This window comes from Peribacillus sp. N1 (assembly GCF_054600815.1).
Genome location: NZ_BAAHZO010000008.1, coordinates 106,529 through 124,330 on the forward strand (window position 1 = coordinate 106,529; position 17,802 = coordinate 124,330).

Consider the following 17,802-nt stretch of genomic DNA (forward strand, 5'->3'; position numbering starts at 1 on the left):
TTTTCAATTAGGCTTTAAAACTATCTTGCCATTTCAGCAAATAATTTTCTAAAAAGCGGACAAACGAGTCTGAGATTTTACCAGCGAGGGCAAAAATGATGATGCCTACGAATACGACGTCCGTTTGCATGAATGAACGGGCATCCTGGATCATGAAGCCCACCCCTCTATCCGCACCCAGCAATTCAGCCACGACCAGGCACATCCAAGCCGCACTTAAGGCTAAACGGATACCAAGTAATATGTTTGGCAAAGCTGCAGGAATCATGAGCTTCGTTATTTGTTCCCGTCGGCTAAACTCCAATATTAGGGCAACATCGTACAGTTTTTTATCCACATTCCGAAGTCCCAAAAAAGTTTGTAAATATAAAGGAAAAAAAGCACCTAAAGCGATAAGCAGCACTTTGGATAGTTCACCAAATCCGAACCACATAATGAATAAAGGGGTAATAGCAAGTAAAGGGACCGTTCGTAACATTTGAATGCTCGGGTTTAAATATTCCTCGGATTTTTTTTGCATGCCAACGATGACTCCAAACAATAATCCTAAAAAACCACCTAATGCAAAGCCTAGAATAGCCCGCGTTAAACTGATTTGTAAATGCATGCCCATTTCCCCCGACTGAACGAGATCAATGAAAGTCGTGACGATCAATAAAGGTGATGAGAATAATTGGGCAGGCAGGATGCCCACCGATCCTAATGTTTGCCATGCAATCAACACGACAACGGGAAGGACCGAACCCCGCAATGCCGATTTGGCGAGTTTGGATTGTTTTGTCGTTCCCCTAATGACAAGCGGCTTGTTTTGAGCAACGGTCTGTGTAGACATAATTTTCATCCTTCCTTTTTCAAAAATTTAATTAAATGCTCCAATCTTCCACTTCTACTGGATGATGATCAAGTTGGGTTAATATGACGGACCTGAATTCCTGAAACACTTTGCTTGTTCGAGTTCTTGGATATGGCAAATCAATTGGAACGATAGCTTTAATCCGTCCAGGCTTTGCATCCATGACGACCACTTTCCTCGATAAAAAGATGGATTCATCTATATCATGGGTGACAAGCACCATCGTTGTCTTATTCCTCTCCCATATTTCTAGTAAAGCCTCTTGAAGATGCGTTCGCGTGAATGCATCCAACGCACCGAATGGCTCATCCAGTAATAATACTTCCGGATTACGTAATAAAGCCCTGGCAATGGCAACACGCTGCGACATTCCACCGGATAATTGGCGTGGATACGCCGTTTCAAATCCTTTTAGTTTAACAAGTGAAATCAAATCATCCACCCTTTTTCGAATGTCAGGTTTCTTTAATGGAAGGTTACCTGCAATATTCTTCTCCACGTTTAGCCATGGAAATAAGCGATGCTCCTGAAAAATGAAACCACGGTCTTTAGAAGGGCCGCTAACCGGATGATCACCTGCCATGATTGCTCCGTCAAAGTCTGAATCAAGTCCTGCGATCAACTTTAATAATGTGCTTTTCCCGCAGCCGCTCGGACCAATGATGGTGACGAATTCACCATTGTTGACGGTCAGATTTAAATTATCCAAAACATGGACACTTTCATTCTCATTCTTAAATGTTTTGCTTACTTGATTAATTTCTAACGTCGCAACCAATACCCTCACCCTTTCTCAAATAAAAAAATAGAGATCCAGCAATAAGGCACATATTGTCCCTTTGCTGAATCTCTAGTTAACTAGTCGATTCAATATTTCATTTTATATTAACTTATCGATTATTTATAATCAACACCTAATACCAATTTATTTTATCGGATTAATAGTGAAAAAGTAATTGACAGATAATTCTAACAGCTGTTAAGATGCTTTCATACACAAATCCGCTTCACACAGGAGCCAATTAAATAAAGGTCATGTGAATCAACTGGACTACCGGAGATTCAATGAAGAGTAACCCCGGCATACTCTTCGTTGAATCTCTTTTTTGTCATTAATCTGACTATCCAGATGTGGTAAGTGTATTAGTGAAGGAGGGAATTCATGAAGGAATATCGTAACAAGTTAACTGCATTACTACTTGCCATCATTAGCATCGCTGTATTGGCAGGCTGTAATTCCGATGCCGGCAAAGCTTCCGGGAAAAGTGATCCACTGAAAGTTCATATTGCCTTAAATGGCAAGATGGGACCATTGGTCATTGCAAAGGAAAAGGGATTGTTCAACGAAGAGTTTTCTAAACTGGATGCCCAAATCGAGTGGAGTGAATTCTCGAGTGGTCCTCCGCTTTTGGAATCCCTTGCTTCCAATCGGGTTGACCTGTCTTTTTTAGGGGATGGTGCACTGATTGCCGGCATTGATAAGAATCTGCCATTCGAAGTGATTGCACAAACAGGACGGGGTGAGTCATCTGTCCGGATCCTGGCTCAAGCAGAAGGTAACATAAAGAAGATTGAAGACTTAAAAGGAAAAACGGTCGGTGTTGCCTCGGGGACAACGGGTCATGTGTATTTAATCAAGGCATTGAAAGCCCATGGCTTAACGACTGATGACATTAAACTGATCAATTTACAACCGGATGATGCTCAAGCAGCTTTTGAAACCAAACAATTGGACGCCTGGGCGATATGGAACCCTTATTACCTTAATAATATTGAAAAAGGGAATGCTGTCGCACTTAAAGTAAAAGGAAAAATATTAGCACCTGGAGCTATCATTGCACGTAAAGGCTTTGCCGAAGAGCATCCTGAAATTGTAGAAGCATATTTAAAGGTTTATAAAAAAGCTGCCGACTGGCAAATTGAAAATCCAGATGAAGCATCTGAAATTTATTCCAAAGAAACTAAATTGCCTGTGGGTACGGTCAAGACAATAATAACGGCCGAAGAACCAAATATCTTCTTTACCGAAGATGCCATCAAAGCACAACAAGAATCCATCGATACTTTAGCTGGTGTGGGTTATATCAAGAAATCATTTAATTTTAAAAATCAGATCCACAATGAATACATTGATGAAGCCTTTAAAAAATAAAAAAACATACCTTACAGGAGGAGATTGATTATGACGGAAACTAAAACACAACAATTAAAAGTGGTACCGGTAGCAGGAAGGATTGGAGCGGAAATTCAAGGAGTCCAATTAAGCGGAGACTTGGATTTAGCTATTTTCAGTGAAATCAAACAAGCGTTAAACGATCATAAAGTCGTATTCTTCAAAGGTCAAAACCATTTGGACGATGCCAGCCAAGAAGCATTTGCCAAACTATTGGGTGAGCCTTATGCACATCCTACAGTACCGGTCAAAGACAATACTAACTATATTTTCGAACTTGATTCCGAACGGGGTGCTAAAGCAAACCATTGGCATACTGATGTCACTTTTGTTCCAGAAGTTCCTAAATACTCTGTTTTAAGAGGTGTAACCATCCCTGATGTTGGCGGCGATACAGTCTGGGCAAATACCAATAAAGCATATGAGGACCTGCCGGATGGATTGAAGAAATTAGCTGACGGACTATGGGCAATCCATACAAATGAATATGATTATGCACAATTCAAACCAGCCGAAAACATTGATGATGAGGTTAAAAAGAAATATCGTGATATATTCGAATCAACCATTTATAAAACAAGGCATCCAGTCGTTCACGTGCACGCAGAAACAGGAAAAAAGCATTTGTTATTAGGTGGCTTTGCTGGAAGAGTGGAAGGATATACAACAAGTGAATCTGAAAGATTATTAAGTATCTTCGATTCATACGTCACAAGCTTAGAAAATACCGTCCGTTGGCAATGGAGTGAAGGGGACGTGGTCATTTGGGATAACCTGGCCACGCAGCATTATGCTATTGCCGATTACGGGGAACAGCATCGCGTCGTTCGCAGGGTCACTGTAGGTAAAGACGTTCCCGTAAACAAGGAGAACGAGTCAAGCAAACTAATTATTAAAAAATAAACTCCTGTATCGATTGAAAGGTTCGAAAATACTCAAACCTCCTGAGGAACTGGCCTTAGTGCAGGAGGTTTGAGTATTTTCTTTTTGAACAGGTCTTTCCACTCGCCCTTTGGCATTTCCAGTACTTTCTATCCCCTCATTTAAAATTAACTTCAATGAATTCAACCTCTTCTGCCCGACTTAATGTTCCATGGGCTTTTCCAACGGTGCCTTCTTTGTCTTCCCAAAAGAAGTTATGGTCCTGAACGATCGTGCTAAAATCAAAGTCTCGCCACCGGGCAGCGATGGCCAGCAATCTATCTCTATGCTGAAAATCACTTGAATCCACTATTTTATAAACTTCTTCTATAATCTTAGGGGACATCGGTATAGCTCCCCATTTATCTTGCGAGCGAACCTTTTGATGAGTCATTTTATGCATGACGTCCATGACTTCCGTTTCGGTTGAGCCTTCATCAAGTCCTGTTTCAAATTCGATCCCATCATATATCGCAGTTTTGGCCTCAAGTTCCGCAGCTTTCGCTTTTGCTTCCCTTTGGGCTTCGATTTTTTCATCTTCTCTTTCTCTTTCAATTTGTTCTTTGGCTTCCCTGGCTTCAATTACCAGTTGAGCTTTTTCGTACTCATTGGAGTTCTCCATGATTTTAAAGGAAGCAGCCCCCACCCCGAATAATGCAACAGCAGAGATTCCACTAACAAGTAAAACCTTTTGCGTTTTCTTCATAAAACTTCCTCCAAGATTGATAATGTCAGATAATATTTATTTTAACATATTAAATGGATGTACTATCCAGAAAAGGTAGACATCCAACCTTCTCATCCCTTCAAGAAGAATTACAGTAGTTTCAGATATCGATAATTCCCCAAGGTACCATTCTATTTTTTCAAGAAGATTCATTCGTCACTTATTCCATGCTGGATGACATATTTAATGCAGCAAAAGTAGACAAAGAAAAATTGATAATACCGGGTGCCGGGCATTGTGAAGCCGAGGTAGTGGATCCGGAATAGTATTGGAACAAGGTATGGGGTTTGTGGATAAATATATGGAGTAATGTAAGAGGGTAAAAAGAAACTGCCGATATGCAATCGGCAGTTTCCTTTCGTTTTCGTCCAGAATATTTTGAGCTTACATCGCGTTTTTATCAGGATTAATTAGCCTGAACGATTATTTCATCGATTATACCGTAATCCTTCGCCTCATTTGCGCTTAAGAAATAATCACGATCTGTGTCCTTCGCCACCTTTTCGATAGGCTGGCCGGTCCTTTCCGAGATGATTTGATTGATATGATCCTTTAGCTTTAAAATCCTTCGGGCAGAAATTTCAATCTCCGTGGCTTGCCCCCTCGCCCCACCTAGCGGTTGATGAAGCATGATTTCACTATTTGGCAAAGCGCACCTTTTCCCTTTCGTACCCGCCAATAAAAGCATGGCACCGAATGATGCAGCCATCCCCGTACATACAGTCCGGACATCAGGCTTAATATATTGCATCGTATCATAAATGGCGAAACCGGCACTGGTCGATCCCCCTGGACTGTTTATGAAGATGGTAATTTCTTTATCAGGTGCATCCGCTGCCAAGAATAACAATTGGGCAACCACGCTATTGGCTAAATGATCGGTGATCTCTTCCCCAATCATGATGATACGGTCTTTTAGAAGTCTGGAATAAATATCGTACGAGCGCTCACCCTTGCTTGATTGCTCAATTACATATGGAATGGTGGTCATATCTCTTCTTCCTCCTAACAATATAATTGGCTATGCAGCCATTGAGAGTGTGTTTGAAGGAGTGAAGCTTGATTTGGAAAGAATCGGACGATTCATCAGTTTAGGAATCATCGATTCACTGTTCAGCGATTTGAAAGATGGGATGCTTCTAATGAGGATATCAGGATTTTGGGCTTTTAAAGCCTGTGTCATCAGGGACATGAGCCGCTGTTCCTCCTCATCCTGCCAATCTTCCACACAAGACAACATACGCTCATCAACGTCATTGTCAAAACGCTTTTTCACACGGTTCAAGATGGCTTTTACTGCTGTTTCCGTGGTGTTCAAATAATCTGAGATTTCTTTTGACCGATAGAGGAACCCTTCCTTTAATATGAACACTACAGCTTGTTTCGGGGTAAGGGATTTAATTATATATTCTACCGTTTCAAAAACATTTTCCCCTCCTGCCCCCTGCTGTTCGGTATCCAACAGATCGTCTAAGGATTCTTTTTTCCTTTTTCTAATCGTATCAATCCAGGAATGGCGGGCAATCGTCTTCAATAGAGCAGTTGTTATCTCCGTTTTCTTTCCATAGCCCTGCATTGCCCTCAATATCGTTTCCTGTGCCAAATCATCCCCATCCCAATTATTTTGGGTCAGGAATCGGCAAAACCGCAGCAATTCAGGATAGACTTCACGCAAAATCGCATCGTTATCATTTTCTTCAGAAATATCTTCCCTTAACTTATTTATCATTTTTTCTCACTCCTTCAACACCCTCTATCCTATAAACGTTTCAGAAAGAGAAAAAGATATGGGGGTGAAAAATTTTCCTTCATTCTTCTTTATATCCTATTCCATTTTTTCCATTGGATTTCCTTTCATACTAAAAACCTGTTTGGTTAAGCTCCAAACAGGCTAATATCAATGTTCTGTATGCAGCAAATAAGGCCTCCCCCGCTGTGTACCCGGTTCGTCACCAAGCATTTCAGTGAAGACCTTATTTACCAAACCAATTATTATTCTCCGTACACTCCTTTAAGCCAATCAGCCAAATCTTTGGAAGTGACTTTCAGGTGTTTCGTATATATCTAAACCTTTTCCCAATTCTCAACTTGTTCCGATATCCCTGACCTCCCCGAGTGTCCTTGTAGTGAATCCTGAATTTCAAATTTCCGGATGATCCATAGGAACTCAGCTGCTATTCCAGGTGTTCAATGCATTCGACCGTGTATTCGCTAGGTTCCATTTCGTTTTCTTCGATACCAAACCAACTGGAGGTGCGACCTTCATTAGCGCTATCTTTACAATAGTTCACCAAAGAACCTGCTGGATTTTCTTCAGATTCTTCATCGCCCATCTCTTCAAAATTCACCGATCGCTCGTTATGACGCTCTCTGTCTACCTTTTCATTCTCCAGGTCTGCGAACATGAACATGCAGTAAAAAACGGCTATCATAATTGCCATAGTAATCAACCTTGAGCTTAAAGGCAGTACCTTTTTCAATATAGCTAAAACTCTCTTCATGGCGGTTTCCCCAATCCTGCTAAAGCATAATAAATTCAGAATGAATAAATTCATCTATTAAATATCCATCAATAACACTAGTTTAGAAAAATATTACTATTTTCAGTATATCAAGTTCCAGAAGTTTTTTATTGCTATTATTCAATAAACAACTAAAAATACTCCGAACCCTATAAAAAGGACAGTCCAAAAAATATCAGTATACCCCTCAAATTGACTTCCATCCTTTTTCAGTGTTACTCTTAAAAGTATACATTCAAAATACTGATTCCATTGGCGTGAAATAAGGGTGATCACTTTTGCCAAAAGAACATTTAATAGACGTTCAACCAATCAGAACATCGGAAAAATTAGATGATATGAAATGGTCATTGAAAAGACATTGCAGCGAGAGAGACTACATATTGTTCTTGTTAGGCATCAATACCGGCTTACGGGTGACTGATCTATTATCGCTGAAGATAAAGGACATTAAAGGCAAGATGGAGGTCATCATCAAGGAAGGGAAAGCAAAGAAGCCAAGAATGATACAGCTTAATACTATATGTAATGAATTGACCGCCTATATAGCCACCATTGATGGTGAATGGCTATTCCCCTCACGCAAGGGCGATAAGCCAATAAGTAAGATACAAGCTTACAGACAGCTTAATAAAGCAGCTGACATGGTGGACATCGAGGGCGTCGGTACACATACCATGCGGAAAACATTCGGGTACTGGCACTATAAACGAAGTAAGAACCTCGCTGAGTTACAAATGATCCTTAACCATTCACACCCTGTAATTACACTTAAGTACATTGGGGTTGCTGAAGAAGGAACAGAGGGCAGCTTATATGACTTTACACTATGGGAGGACGGAAGAAATGTCACTGACTGAATACAATGCAAAATATGAATCTATCATTCGCAGCAATATTTCCGACAGACAAAAGGCATTGAAGTTAGCTGATCTAATGACCGATATGGAAGGCCAGCTAAAAAATGAAATCGGGGAACATCGAAATAAAGAGGTAAATGCTTTATATAAAAAAGTATCTCTTTTCTCCAACTTGTTATAACCAGCTTAAGACCTTGCCCTTATGTGCAGAGGTCTTTTTTTCCTAGAAAGTTAAAGCTTTAAACTGAACCTCATTTATAATGCATCTGATAGGCACTTTTCATCTTCCTGTAACACCACAACATAACAAAATGAAAAAGCTCTATTCCAAACTTCATTCCCTCTCTTCTCTGACTCTCCTAAGCCGTATGCTTAAGATTTAATTCCAGACAACTTTCGAATAAAAAATTAATTAATATCATCCGGTACACTCGGTAATGGTTTCAATGTTTACAAATTAAACATACTTAAGGAATACTTTTTCGCCATCATTTCCAAGATTTTTATCCCGGCAACGCTGTTCCCCTTCTCATCCAACGCTGCGCCATAAATTCCAATCCCACATTTTCCGCGGACGGCTCCCATGATTCCCCCTGACACACCGCTTTTAGCCGGTATGCCAACATTAATGGCAAATTCACCTGATGCGTTATACATGCCGCAAGTAACCATGAATGTCTTGCAAATACGGGCAATGTCCCCGGGGATGATTTGCTTTCCCGTCAACAAATCTTTCCCATTCATGGCAAGCACACAGCCTATCCTCGCTAAATCCTGACTGTCCATTTCAATGGCACACTGCTTCGAATACAATTCAATTAAATCCTCCACATCCTCATTTATTACATTATGCTGCTTTAAAAAATAGCTTAACGACCTATTCAAGTCTGCTGTATTGTATTCTGACCGGGCAACATCTTCATTAAAACCGATAGTAGGATTTTGCGTCAACTCCCTGATAAAATGTAAAATACGCTGAAATCGCTCATTTACACTGTTACCTGCAATCATATGGGTCACAGTCAATGCTCCTGCATTGATCATCGGATTTAACGGCTTGGATGGCTTGTTTGTCTCTAACTTGGCAATCGAGTTAAAAGGGTCGCCGGTAGGTTCTTTTCCTACATAGGAAAAGACATATTCCTCTCCCTTTTCCATTAATACCAAAGCAAGTGTCAAAACTTTTGATATGCTTTGCAGGGTCATTTTACCTCTTACATCCCCAGCACAATATCCTTTTCCGTCAGGATAGTAAATTGCAACAGACAAATCCCCAGGATTCGCCTTCTCAAGAGCCGGTATATAGTCTGCCACTGTTCCCATATTTGTATATTTTTTTGCCTCGTCAACCAGTTGCTGTAATTCGTCATTGGACCTGCATTGACATCCCATATTGTTCACAATTTTCCGCCCCTTAGAAAATATGTTTTGTGAAGTGTTCCTAGATAGTATTTTTTATTTATTACCATATTCCATCGATATTATTTAAAAAACTGTGAAGCGGCTTCTTTCCTGGTCTTGGTTTTCTTAAATAATAATTATTGATAGAAATTTTTAAATGCTTCTTATTGATACTAATTAGCCCTTTGTAAGGTCTAACCATACTTCCCTAATCTGGTTCTGAATTATTTTCGTCATGTTTAAGATAAAGAAAAAAGACCTCACATAATCGTTGAGATCTTGATTTTAATGCTGCGTTGGAATCAAATAGGGTTCATCTTTTTTTGTTATGTGTATATATTCAAAGACATATCATTGGTTAATCATCCAATTCTTCAAGTCTTAAACCTTCAATACCCATAATTTTTGAAGCTTTGGTTTCATTCTCAGGGAAAATGAAGCATTATTTTTCATCAGAAGAAATAGCCATCCAGATCTTTCCTTGTTTAAAAAATGACAAATGAGAAGCGAATCAACATGGGCTAGTACAACCCTTGGTGATGATCAAACTGCAAATGTTTATTATTTTTATGCTGACTATGTATTGGTTACCAATAAAAAAAATTTATCTATATATGGTTACTTAATAGTTTAAGATTATTTGTTAATATTATATGTTAATATCATAATGGTTAGCTTATCCATAAAAGGATGTAACCGAAGTCAGTGAATAATCGAACTATTACTCGGAGGAACTTATCATGAATAAATTTAGATGGTCAATGGTTTCAATTATAACTGCTGCAGCAGTTCTTGCAGTGATAATAACATTACAGCAGAATGCCAAAAAGTATGAAGCAACGCATAATGAACCAAATACCGATATTGCTGTTATGGATGTTACGGGGAAAATTAAGAAAGATAAAGATTTGGAAGAGCAAACTTCAGAGAATGAACAAGTTCTATATGAACTAGGCCTTGGCCCAGCTTCAACTGCAGAGGACGTTATGAAAACTATGCATAGTATGACTCATCAAAAAGTAATTTCTGAAGAAAAATGGTACAACCTTGAGATGGCCCCTGAAAACATCAATGCAGTTTATGAATTTATTAAAGACAGCGACATTGGCTTCACACTAAAAAGAGAGTTGCTGAAAATCGCAGGAAACTGGAAAGAAGGGAACTTCGACAATATAGTGGAAGATCACAACTACCTTTGGGGTGCTCAAAATGGAAATGTTGGTAAAGCTACCGGAGTTCTTACTCCTGAACAAGAAGCAGAATTTGTAAAAGAAAACTTTTAAGAGTCATTAAATATCGAGCCCATCGAGTATTTTTATTAATCAAAACAATTGGGCCCATTTTCGCCAACAGGAAAAATTTGATTCGCGATTTTTTAGTACAGCAGAAGAGAGGATTTATGAGGATACGCTTGGGGTAATACGGGTATACTCCAGCTGCCTCTTCCGTATACACACGAGTAAGTCTGTGTTGGCAGCGAGTTGCTTTAATCGTTTTATTCATTTCATTTCATTGCATGAACAACGCAATTATTTCCGACATCTCTCCACTTCGTAATCTTCCCCGCATAGTTTTATTCTATCGCATAGCAAATCCGTTGGTCGAATTTTTCAGATTGGAACTCGTCTATTATCGGCTTTTGTTGTCGGTATACTCCCTATCTAAGTCACGCAGCATATTAGTGCTTTCCGTTAAAAAGGCCGCTAGCGTTATTATGTTCTAATGCGTTTTAACACATTCGATACATAAACCCTTATGAAGGATATTAAAAAGTCGTGTCAGTGCGTTTAAATGGGGCGTTTTCATTTAATATGGTTAAAGATAGATATACAAACCAATATCAACCATCCCCCCGCCATTTAGGCAGAGCTCCTCCTCATAGTTTGATGAAAACGAGGAAAATTACCCCTTGTAAAAATCGGAGCATCTTCACTGCTCTTTAAAGAAGATTTAATTTTTAAAAAAGAAGGAATTAGAAGCGCTTAGGCGGAAATATATATTATCGCATAAGCTTTCATATTGTATTTCACACTTGATGGAAAGTAGGAAAAGCCTTGGGAAAATCGAAGAGTTTACAAGAAATCTATAACGCCAACCGTCCAGAAAATAATGAACTTTTCCGAGCGATACAACAGCGTCTACAAATAAAGTATCCAGACAAACGAATGACAGCTACGAGAACATTGCAAATAATTGTGGCTGATAGTGTTTCATCTGGAGAGCTGCGTAACGTGGAAGCCCGCCTTCTTCACAGTTTATAACGACCTGTTGTTTCATAAGCCCTTGTAAGACCACAGAAAGGATCTTCGCTTCGTAACTCAGCAATTCATTCTTTTGCTTACGTAGTGTGCTTCGGTGCAATCACATTGCCTCTGGAAAAGTGTCTGTATTCTATTTACTTAATTAGAGTACAGATTTACTTTCAAATGGTGAGTAAAAATGCTCCAAAGATAAAGATTGACAACATTTTTAGAGTGACTCATACTAATGGGGACTCAAATGACAGAATATTACGAATAGTGGAGGGGTAATTATGAATAAGATTTTCGTTCCTAACGCAATTGCCACATTAACAAGACTTTTCTACAGTTCGACTACAATGAATGAGTATTTAGCGATGAGAACCGCCCAATTCTACATTGAAGACCTGAAATTACTGCAGGACGTTGAAGCTGTTGCCTTGGCAATCGAAAATCAAAATGCTTTCGCATTAATGTCTAAATTTAAATTATTTGATTATAAGGCTGCTGAAAAAATTGAAATCGCACTATCCTCCTCTGGCTATACGGAAGCAGACCTAAGTGCTATGAATATTGAAATATAAATTTATTATTTTAAAACGAATGGTAGAGTTAATACTCTTTGACCCATTCGTTTTTATTTTTTATCGTAAGAACAAACATTGATAAAATAAACGATTTCAGTGCATAAGATTCTATCACTTTTAAACTCCGATAATCTGCCAAACAGTTTGATTCGATTTTGTATGCTCCTTGGTTTCAATTCCCTTCATTCTAGAGTGATTAAAAACCATTGCATAATACCTCCGCACATTATTTGTACATATTCTATAATGCGTCATGAACATAAAAAAGCTTCACACAATTAAGTGTGAAGCTTGATGTAATAGCGATTATTCGCTATTGGTGATACCGGTGGCCGGGGTCGAACCGGCACTCCAGAAGAACACGATTTCGAGTCCCATTATATTCCATAAAAGCTATATAATCAGTAATATCAACGGTTGTTGAAAAAACTCATTTTTTTAGTAACACGATTACTGATAATTATGCCTTTACTTCTTATAATCGTCAAGAATCAACGCATTTTCTTATTAAATTTTGCTTGTCCTAATTGTTTATATTTTTGAATGAGCCTAGCTTCGTACTTCCTTGCATCCTCTACTTTTTCGTATTCACCCACTATACGATATTCAAGTTTTCCTTCTTCCATTAGATGCACATGTTCCGAATTTCTTCTATTTTTATATCTTCTGCATCTATACCAAACACCGCTTCCAACATAAACGACTTTTCCATTGTACCAATGTTCATATACAATAAATTTATTTACCTTTCTTAATTCAATTGGATTGAGATCATTTTTCTTTATTAATTGGATGATTTTTTGAAAAGTTGTCTCATAAATTATTGCAATATCTTTGTTCGTCATTTTGTCAGTTAAATGTTGTATTAGTGACTCTTTTGTTGGCAACATAAAAAATCACCTCGATATTCTTATATCTAGGTGATTGAAAATGTAAATCTATTTAAATATTTTATTTGTTAGGTTCTTTTTTATAAATTATCGAACTTTATTTCAATGCCACCCTCTATAGCCATTTAGCGTTCTAATGCTAACATAATACACCATTTATTAGGATTCCTTCACCGTTGTCTTGTTGAACTAACGCACCCGTTACTTTAAGTACAATACTTCACAATCTCATCGTACTATGAAACAACCTCAAATTTCAGGGTGTTTCGTTTTACTATGATATATTCACCTGTTGATTTATTCATTACTTGAGACACTTCCTTCGTATGCGTTATCTCAAACCAATCATTTTGTATATCCACCAGTAATTTTACTTCCTCATCTCTTTCCCCATATTTTAAACCACTATAAGATATTTTTGTCATCATAATCATCCCTTTCTTAATGAATAATATTCGTCTGATGAGACATAAGACATATTCTTCTTACTGTATTATCCTGCACCGTTAGTTCTATAACAAAAAAGGCTCTCCGCAGCGATACCCGTTCTTTCACTATCGCCCCCATTAGTTGAAGAAGGACGATCACCATTTATGTGGAAATCGTCCTTTTTTATCTCCTGCTGAACAGTATCGTTGTACTGTGCAGCTGGAAAGTTGTTCTTCTTAAAGATAAGCGCCCTACAGACCAAAAAGAGATAGTGGGTTAATCCTTTACATCTTCCTTGCATATTTCACTAACTAGCTGCCATAACGCGTTATTTTCTTTATTTTTCGGTCCAAGCCTATTACAATTTTCATATTGAGGCTTAGAATTCCTTTATTTTTTACATTAAACCCTAATAAATTTTTGAGAGGTAACTAATTATTATGTCGTTTGTTAACTTCAATTGTAATGAACTCCGGCAAATAGCTGGGAGTACATCCTTTTGCTACTATTTCATCTTTGTAAAGACCCGTTTTCTCACCAAGTTTAATACAACGTGCACGATTCTTTTCATCATAAACGCCTATCCAGCCTGCGGTGAAATTCATAGCCCATTGAACTTCCGGTTCTTCCTGCATAATATAAGCTTCTAATGCAGATAGCAAGTATGCGGTGTTATCAGGCGGTGTTTGTCCAGTCCATCTCAATCGCCCTTGATAATACCAGAAAGCTCGCCTTTGAAGAGCAGAAGGACTATTTTCCCATGACTCCATCAATGCAATTTTCTTCTTGTCTTTGGTGAGCTGATTAGCCATTAACCAATCCATTAAGTTATTTCGCTCATCAAAAGTGTGAGTCTGCATATCCTTATCAAGCTTATTTAGCACATCTTGTGAAAGAAGTTTTTTGTCCATAATTAAGATTGCTAATAGTCTGGGCAAAAACTCTTCGGTTGACCAAAGTTCCATAGCTAGTTCGTGATCTTTTTTAATGTCCTTCGCGATTTTTCGTAAGTCGCCTAGCTTAGTTTTACTATTGATCTGAGGTAGAATGTTTTCTGCTTTTGAAAAGCGTTCTATTTCTGTACCTTTATTTTCATTCATTTTATACAACTCCTTTATTAAAGCACTGTTTCATAATATGTCCTTGACGGGATATATCAAGAACTTAATTTCGTTATAAGTCTTATTGCAGTGGTGTGCCTCCAAAGTTAATATTGTAGTATATATCGTATTAAAGCTTTCTCCACCTATAATAGAAGAGCAACCATCTTTAATATAATAATAACATTTACTTCCTTTTAATTGGATACGAAAAGAGCATTCCTTTTTAAAGAAACGCTACCCTTTAGTTTAAACAAGCATTTATATCAAATCATGGTATTTATAAATAAAAAGCCCCTCAAATTGCTCTGAAGGACTTTATAGGAGAAATATCCGTAATAGAAATAAAAGCATAATATATCCCTGCTTTCAGTATTGACAACAAATTTATGAATCAGTCAGTTTAATAGTTATCTTAGGCGATTATTTCAAACCAAGCCTCGAAATTAGGACTGCCAAAATCACACGCGAAACTACCATTTACAATTACCCCTTCTTTTTCTGAGGCTTTGAAAAGTTCCCCTTTTTTAACGTTATATCCATTCGTTCTTTATATGGATTCCTCTCTTAATCATTCCTATATGTGCTTTTCCAAAATTCTTCGCAGTAGTCTTTACTGGGATTGGCATTCTGATTGTTTATAAAATCGTAAAGAGATATTGGGGGAGAAGTAATGACTGAAACAAAGATTTCATATCAGATGAATGGATTTACATACATATTGGAAACCTTCAAAGACTTGTTGAAAATTACACGTAACGGTGAAGTTATTCATGTTCAATTTAAAGAAGCTAAAGAAAACAAAGTAGGCTTGAAAAGCTTAAATGATATCATTGGTAATCTTTCTGAATATATATCATCTTGTGAAACAGGGCGGAAATGGTCTATTGAATTTAGAGAAGATGACTGGTCAAAGAAAACTCTTATCTATGCGGATATTTTATATGCATTCCCCTTTGGAATTAAGGAAATACATTGTAAAGATATTGACAGCTTTCAAGGAGAGATGAGCGGAAATAGCAGTGCTTGTGTGAGTAAAGTAGAGGACTATTGGGGCTTCGTAAGTAACGCTCGCACAGAAATTCTTCCAGAGCCTACTGAGTCTACACCTTGGTCAAAGGAACAGCTTCTCACGTATTTGAACAGAAAATCTGGTGCAGAAATAATTAATTACTAAATACTAGTGCCAGTAGCCTTCTAGGGAGGGATGGTTACCCTCCAGAGAGTTAGTTCATAGTAATTCTCCTTCTGCAACAGGGTAGGGCAGTGTGGTAGGGCATACTGCCTCTGCCTAGAGGGCTACTGAACACTTATTAAAATTTTTCTCTGACATCCTCCACCTCAACCCCAACCAATTCAGACAATCGTACTCCAGTATCTAGAAATACAAGCAAAATTACTTCATCCCTAAATCCTACAAACGTTTTTTATTTTTGTATTGTCTTTAGTAACAACTCCAATTCTTTACTATCTAAAGTATTGTTTTCAATCTGTCTCTTAACAACTTGATGTTTTTCATCGGATTTTTATCAATTAACTTATTTTTATAAAGATAATTGTAAAATGATCGGAGAGCACATAACCGAGTATTTATAGTAGTTACTTTTATTAACTTTTTGCTTTCTATAATCAAATTTTCTATATCTTGCTGATCACATTCAACCAGTGTATTATTAATAAACTTCTTAGCAGCATGAAATTCATTTTTATAATAATCAATTGTTGCTGGTCTTAGATTTCTTAAAAAACAATCTCTAAAGAAATTTTCAAATGCTTCTTCATCTGTTATTTTCTTTTTAATGATTTTTAATTCATCCTTTGTAAGGTCACCACGTCTTGCCATACTCTCCTCCTGTCTAATTCAAGGCACACGATTCTTAGTTATTTTTGTCGTGTAAAAGACAAAGAAAAAAGGCCTCAACAATTAAGTTGAGACCTTGATTCTATAAGCATTTTTGATACCGGTGGCCGGGGTCGAACCGGCACTCCAGAGGAACACGATTTTGAGTCGTGCGCGTCTGCCAATTCCGCCACACCGGCATGTTTGTTGGAGGCGGCAACCGGAATCGAACCGGTGGTAAAGGTTTTGCAGACCTCTGCCTTACCGCTTGGCTATGCCGCCAACGTTTTTGGAGCGAAAGACGGGATTCGAACCCGCGACCCCAACCTTGGCAAGGTTGTATTCTACCACTGAACTACTTTCGCATATGGCTGGGCTAGAAGGGATCGAACCTTCGCATGACGGAATCAAAATCCGTTGCCTTACCGCTTGGCTATAGCCCATTAACGTTGTAATCATTATATCATATTTTATTAAATGGGGCGACTGATGGGAATCGAACCCACGAATGCCTGAACCACAATCAGGTGCGTTAACCACTTCGCCACAATCGCCATTATAGGATTTAAATTGGCAGGGGTAGTAGGACTCGAACCCACACTGGAGGTTTTGGAGACCTCTGTTCTACCTTTAAACTATACCCCTGTAATAAATATGGTGGAGGGGGGCAGATTCGAACTGCCGAACCCTAAGGAGCGGATTTACAGTCCGCCGCGTTTAGCCACTTCGCTACCCCTCCGCATATGGATGAAACATGGTGCCGGCAAGAGGACTTGAACCCCCAACCTACTGATTACAAGTCAGTTGCTCTACCAGTTGAGCTACACCGGCACTACTATGGTGGCTCAGGACGGAATCGAACCGCCGACACAAGGATTTTCAGTCCTTTGCTCTACCGACTGAGCTACTGAGCCAAACAATAAAAATGGCGGTCCCGACGGGAATCGAACCCGCGATCTCCTGCGTGACAGGCAGGCATGTTAACCGCTACACCACGGGACCATAGATTGCGGGGACAGGATTTGAACCTGCGACCTTCGGGTTATGAGCCCGACGAGCTACCGGACTGCTCCACCCCGCGACGGTAATAATGTTGCTTTTTATGCATCAAGTTTTCGTGTTAAGCGTTTCAATGGGCTGAAATGATCAATCCTTTATGCAGAAACAACTTGATGTTATTGAAAAATGGTGGAGGATGACGGGATCGAACCGCCGACCCTCTGCTTGTAAGGCAGATGCTCTCCCAGCTGAGCTAATCC

The 17,802-nt window shown here is 38.7% G+C and carries 18 protein-coding genes, 11 tRNA genes and 1 pseudogene; 8 read left to right on the forward strand and 22 right to left on the reverse strand.

The window, feature by feature from the left end; translation table 11 throughout:
* Positions 1-7: 7 nt before the first annotated feature.
* Positions 8-832, reverse strand: a complete 825-nt coding sequence (locus ACYP5M_RS23935) for an ABC transporter permease (RefSeq protein ID WP_434167880.1) — start codon at positions 830-832, stop codon at positions 8-10.
* Positions 833-863: 31 nt separating this feature from the next.
* A complete protein-coding gene (locus tag ACYP5M_RS23940) occupies positions 864-1,631 on the reverse strand; it encodes an ABC transporter ATP-binding protein (protein ID WP_434167882.1) in 768 nt (255 codons plus the stop codon).
* 384 nt (positions 1,632-2,015) lie between these two features.
* Between ACYP5M_RS23940 and ACYP5M_RS23945 the strand changes: the two genes are divergently transcribed.
* Both ACYP5M_RS23945 and ACYP5M_RS23950 read left to right on the forward strand, forming a co-directional pair.
* Complete coding sequence (locus ACYP5M_RS23945) at positions 2,016-3,005, forward strand: ABC transporter substrate-binding protein (RefSeq protein ID WP_101223426.1); 990 nt, start codon at positions 2,016-2,018, stop codon at positions 3,003-3,005.
* Between the two features lie 30 nt (positions 3,006-3,035).
* Complete coding sequence (locus ACYP5M_RS23950; RefSeq protein WP_459735595.1) at positions 3,036-3,929, forward strand: TauD/TfdA dioxygenase family protein; 894 nt, start codon at positions 3,036-3,038, stop codon at positions 3,927-3,929.
* A 136-nt stretch (positions 3,930-4,065) separates the two neighbouring features.
* Here the strand turns inward: ACYP5M_RS23950 and ACYP5M_RS23955 are convergent, their stop codons facing one another.
* On the reverse strand, positions 4,066-4,653 hold the full coding sequence (locus ACYP5M_RS23955; protein WP_434167883.1) for a DUF6241 domain-containing protein: 588 nt from the start codon (positions 4,651-4,653) through the stop codon (positions 4,066-4,068).
* Positions 4,654-4,820: 167 nt separating this feature from the next.
* On the opposite strand from ACYP5M_RS23955, the pseudogene ACYP5M_RS23960 reads away from it, so the two are divergent.
* Positions 4,821-4,940: pseudogene (locus ACYP5M_RS23960) on the forward strand (alpha/beta hydrolase); the annotation flags it as partial.
* 140 nt (positions 4,941-5,080) lie between these two features.
* Here ACYP5M_RS23960 and clpP read toward each other — a convergent pair.
* The 3 genes from clpP to ACYP5M_RS23975 form a co-directional block, all read right to left on the reverse strand.
* Positions 5,081-5,665, reverse strand: a complete 585-nt coding sequence (gene clpP, locus ACYP5M_RS23965; RefSeq protein WP_101223429.1) for an ATP-dependent Clp endopeptidase proteolytic subunit ClpP — start codon at positions 5,663-5,665, stop codon at positions 5,081-5,083.
* 30 nt (positions 5,666-5,695) lie between these two features.
* Positions 5,696-6,403 (reverse strand): sigma-70 family RNA polymerase sigma factor, encoded by a 708-nt coding sequence (locus tag ACYP5M_RS23970; RefSeq protein WP_434167884.1) that lies wholly within the window; start codon positions 6,401-6,403, stop codon positions 5,696-5,698.
* A 445-nt stretch (positions 6,404-6,848) separates the two neighbouring features.
* Complete coding sequence (locus ACYP5M_RS23975; RefSeq protein ID WP_459735596.1) at positions 6,849-7,229, reverse strand: hypothetical protein; 381 nt, start codon at positions 7,227-7,229, stop codon at positions 6,849-6,851.
* Between the two features lie 305 nt (positions 7,230-7,534).
* Here ACYP5M_RS23975 and ACYP5M_RS23980 point away from each other — a divergent pair, with 305 nt between their 5' ends.
* Positions 7,535-8,056: a tyrosine-type recombinase/integrase gene (locus tag ACYP5M_RS23980; protein ID WP_434169732.1), complete on the forward strand. Its 522-nt coding sequence runs from the start codon at positions 7,535-7,537 to the stop codon at positions 8,054-8,056.
* The gene (locus ACYP5M_RS23985; protein ID WP_053533812.1) at positions 8,043-8,237 is read left to right on the forward strand and encodes a hypothetical protein; all 195 of its coding nucleotides are present in this window, start codon (positions 8,043-8,045) and stop codon (positions 8,235-8,237) included. Before ACYP5M_RS23980 ends, ACYP5M_RS23985 begins: the two co-directional genes overlap by 14 nt.
* Before the next feature lie 269 nt (positions 8,238-8,506).
* Here ACYP5M_RS23985 and glsA read toward each other — a convergent pair whose 3' ends face one another.
* On the reverse strand, positions 8,507-9,448 hold the full coding sequence (gene glsA, locus ACYP5M_RS23990; RefSeq protein ID WP_459735600.1) for a glutaminase A: 942 nt from the start codon (positions 9,446-9,448) through the stop codon (positions 8,507-8,509).
* Positions 9,449-10,197: 749 nt separating this feature from the next.
* On the opposite strand from glsA, the gene ACYP5M_RS23995 reads away from it, so the two are divergent.
* Together ACYP5M_RS23995 and ACYP5M_RS24000 are read left to right on the forward strand one after the other, a co-directional pair.
* The gene (locus ACYP5M_RS23995; protein ID WP_434167885.1) at positions 10,198-10,740 is read left to right on the forward strand and encodes a DUF6241 domain-containing protein; all 543 of its coding nucleotides are present in this window, start codon (positions 10,198-10,200) and stop codon (positions 10,738-10,740) included.
* A gap of 1,250 nt (positions 10,741-11,990) precedes the next feature.
* A complete protein-coding gene (locus ACYP5M_RS24000) occupies positions 11,991-12,281 on the forward strand; it encodes a hypothetical protein (protein ID WP_434167886.1) in 291 nt (96 codons plus the stop codon).
* Positions 12,282-12,775: 494 nt separating this feature from the next.
* On the opposite strand, the gene ACYP5M_RS24005 is transcribed toward ACYP5M_RS24000, so the two are convergent.
* The 3 genes from ACYP5M_RS24005 to ACYP5M_RS24015 form a co-directional block, all read right to left on the reverse strand.
* Positions 12,776-13,174, reverse strand: a complete 399-nt coding sequence (locus tag ACYP5M_RS24005) for a hypothetical protein (protein WP_459735597.1) — start codon at positions 13,172-13,174, stop codon at positions 12,776-12,778.
* Positions 13,175-13,410: 236 nt separating this feature from the next.
* Positions 13,411-13,599 (reverse strand): hypothetical protein, encoded by a 189-nt coding sequence (locus tag ACYP5M_RS24010; protein ID WP_459735598.1) that lies wholly within the window; start codon positions 13,597-13,599, stop codon positions 13,411-13,413.
* Between the two features lie 435 nt (positions 13,600-14,034).
* Complete coding sequence (locus tag ACYP5M_RS24015; RefSeq protein WP_434167889.1) at positions 14,035-14,703, reverse strand: DNA alkylation repair protein; 669 nt, start codon at positions 14,701-14,703, stop codon at positions 14,035-14,037.
* A 673-nt stretch (positions 14,704-15,376) separates the two neighbouring features.
* Here ACYP5M_RS24015 and ACYP5M_RS24020 point away from each other — a divergent pair.
* Positions 15,377-15,880 (forward strand): hypothetical protein, encoded by a 504-nt coding sequence (locus ACYP5M_RS24020; RefSeq protein ID WP_434167890.1) that lies wholly within the window; start codon positions 15,377-15,379, stop codon positions 15,878-15,880.
* A 294-nt stretch (positions 15,881-16,174) separates the two neighbouring features.
* Here the strand turns inward: ACYP5M_RS24020 and ACYP5M_RS24025 are convergent, their stop codons facing one another.
* The 12 genes from ACYP5M_RS24025 to ACYP5M_RS24080 form a co-directional block, all read right to left on the reverse strand.
* The gene (locus ACYP5M_RS24025; RefSeq protein ID WP_434167891.1) at positions 16,175-16,546 is read right to left on the reverse strand and encodes a site-specific integrase; all 372 of its coding nucleotides are present in this window, start codon (positions 16,544-16,546) and stop codon (positions 16,175-16,177) included.
* A gap of 116 nt (positions 16,547-16,662) precedes the next feature.
* Positions 16,663-16,743 (reverse strand) — tRNA-Leu (locus ACYP5M_RS24030).
* Positions 16,744-16,751: 8 nt separating this feature from the next.
* A tRNA-Cys gene (locus tag ACYP5M_RS24035) sits at positions 16,752-16,825 on the reverse strand.
* Between the two features lie 8 nt (positions 16,826-16,833).
* Positions 16,834-16,908: transfer RNA gene (locus ACYP5M_RS24040), tRNA-Gly, on the reverse strand.
* A gap of 3 nt (positions 16,909-16,911) precedes the next feature.
* Positions 16,912-16,986, reverse strand: a tRNA-Gln gene (locus ACYP5M_RS24045).
* Positions 16,987-17,021: 35 nt separating this feature from the next.
* Positions 17,022-17,097: transfer RNA gene (locus ACYP5M_RS24050), tRNA-His, on the reverse strand.
* A gap of 17 nt (positions 17,098-17,114) precedes the next feature.
* A tRNA-Trp gene (locus ACYP5M_RS24055) sits at positions 17,115-17,188 on the reverse strand.
* Positions 17,189-17,198: 10 nt separating this feature from the next.
* A tRNA-Tyr gene (locus tag ACYP5M_RS24060) sits at positions 17,199-17,282 on the reverse strand.
* Between the two features lie 16 nt (positions 17,283-17,298).
* A tRNA-Thr gene (locus tag ACYP5M_RS24065) sits at positions 17,299-17,374 on the reverse strand.
* Between the two features lie 7 nt (positions 17,375-17,381).
* Positions 17,382-17,457: transfer RNA gene (locus tag ACYP5M_RS24070), tRNA-Phe, on the reverse strand.
* 12 nt (positions 17,458-17,469) lie between these two features.
* Positions 17,470-17,545 (reverse strand) — tRNA-Asp (locus tag ACYP5M_RS24075).
* 5 nt (positions 17,546-17,550) lie between these two features.
* Positions 17,551-17,624 (reverse strand) — tRNA-Met (locus tag ACYP5M_RS24080).
* Between the last annotated feature and the right edge of the window lie 178 nt (positions 17,625-17,802).

Bases quoted from the DNA above. Each gene is read 5' to 3' on its own strand.
- ACYP5M_RS23970 (WP_434167884.1), bottom strand. From the start codon at position 6,403: ATGATAAATAAGTTAAGGGAAGATATTTCTGAAGAAAATGATAACGAT.
- ACYP5M_RS24020 (WP_434167890.1), top strand. From the start codon at position 15,377: ATGACTGAAACAAAGATTTCATATCAGATGAATGGATTTACATACATA.
- ACYP5M_RS23975 (WP_459735596.1), bottom strand. From the start codon at position 7,229: ATGAATTTATTCATTCTGAATTTATTATGCTTTAGCAGGATTGGGGAA.
- ACYP5M_RS24005 (WP_459735597.1), bottom strand. From the start codon at position 13,174: ATGTTGCCAACAAAAGAGTCACTAATACAACATTTAACTGACAAAATG.
- ACYP5M_RS24010 (WP_459735598.1), bottom strand. From the start codon at position 13,599: ATGACAAAAATATCTTATAGTGGTTTAAAATATGGGGAAAGAGATGAG.
- ACYP5M_RS23945 (WP_101223426.1), top strand. From the start codon at position 2,016: ATGAAGGAATATCGTAACAAGTTAACTGCATTACTACTTGCCATCATT.
- ACYP5M_RS23980 (WP_434169732.1), top strand. From the start codon at position 7,535: ATGAAATGGTCATTGAAAAGACATTGCAGCGAGAGAGACTACATATTG.
- ACYP5M_RS23985 (WP_053533812.1), top strand. From the start codon at position 8,043: ATGTCACTGACTGAATACAATGCAAAATATGAATCTATCATTCGCAGC.
- ACYP5M_RS24025 (WP_434167891.1), bottom strand. From the start codon at position 16,546: ATGGCAAGACGTGGTGACCTTACAAAGGATGAATTAAAAATCATTAAA.
- ACYP5M_RS23995 (WP_434167885.1), top strand. From the start codon at position 10,198: ATGAATAAATTTAGATGGTCAATGGTTTCAATTATAACTGCTGCAGCA.
- clpP (WP_101223429.1), bottom strand. From the start codon at position 5,665: ATGACCACCATTCCATATGTAATTGAGCAATCAAGCAAGGGTGAGCGC.
- ACYP5M_RS23935 (WP_434167880.1), bottom strand. From the start codon at position 832: ATGTCTACACAGACCGTTGCTCAAAACAAGCCGCTTGTCATTAGGGGA.
- ACYP5M_RS24015 (WP_434167889.1), bottom strand. From the start codon at position 14,703: ATGAATGAAAATAAAGGTACAGAAATAGAACGCTTTTCAAAAGCAGAA.
- glsA (WP_459735600.1), bottom strand. From the start codon at position 9,448: ATGGGATGTCAATGCAGGTCCAATGACGAATTACAGCAACTGGTTGAC.
- ACYP5M_RS24000 (WP_434167886.1), top strand. From the start codon at position 11,991: ATGAATAAGATTTTCGTTCCTAACGCAATTGCCACATTAACAAGACTT.
- ACYP5M_RS23955 (WP_434167883.1), bottom strand. From the start codon at position 4,653: ATGAAGAAAACGCAAAAGGTTTTACTTGTTAGTGGAATCTCTGCTGTT.
- ACYP5M_RS23950 (WP_459735595.1), top strand. From the start codon at position 3,036: ATGACGGAAACTAAAACACAACAATTAAAAGTGGTACCGGTAGCAGGA.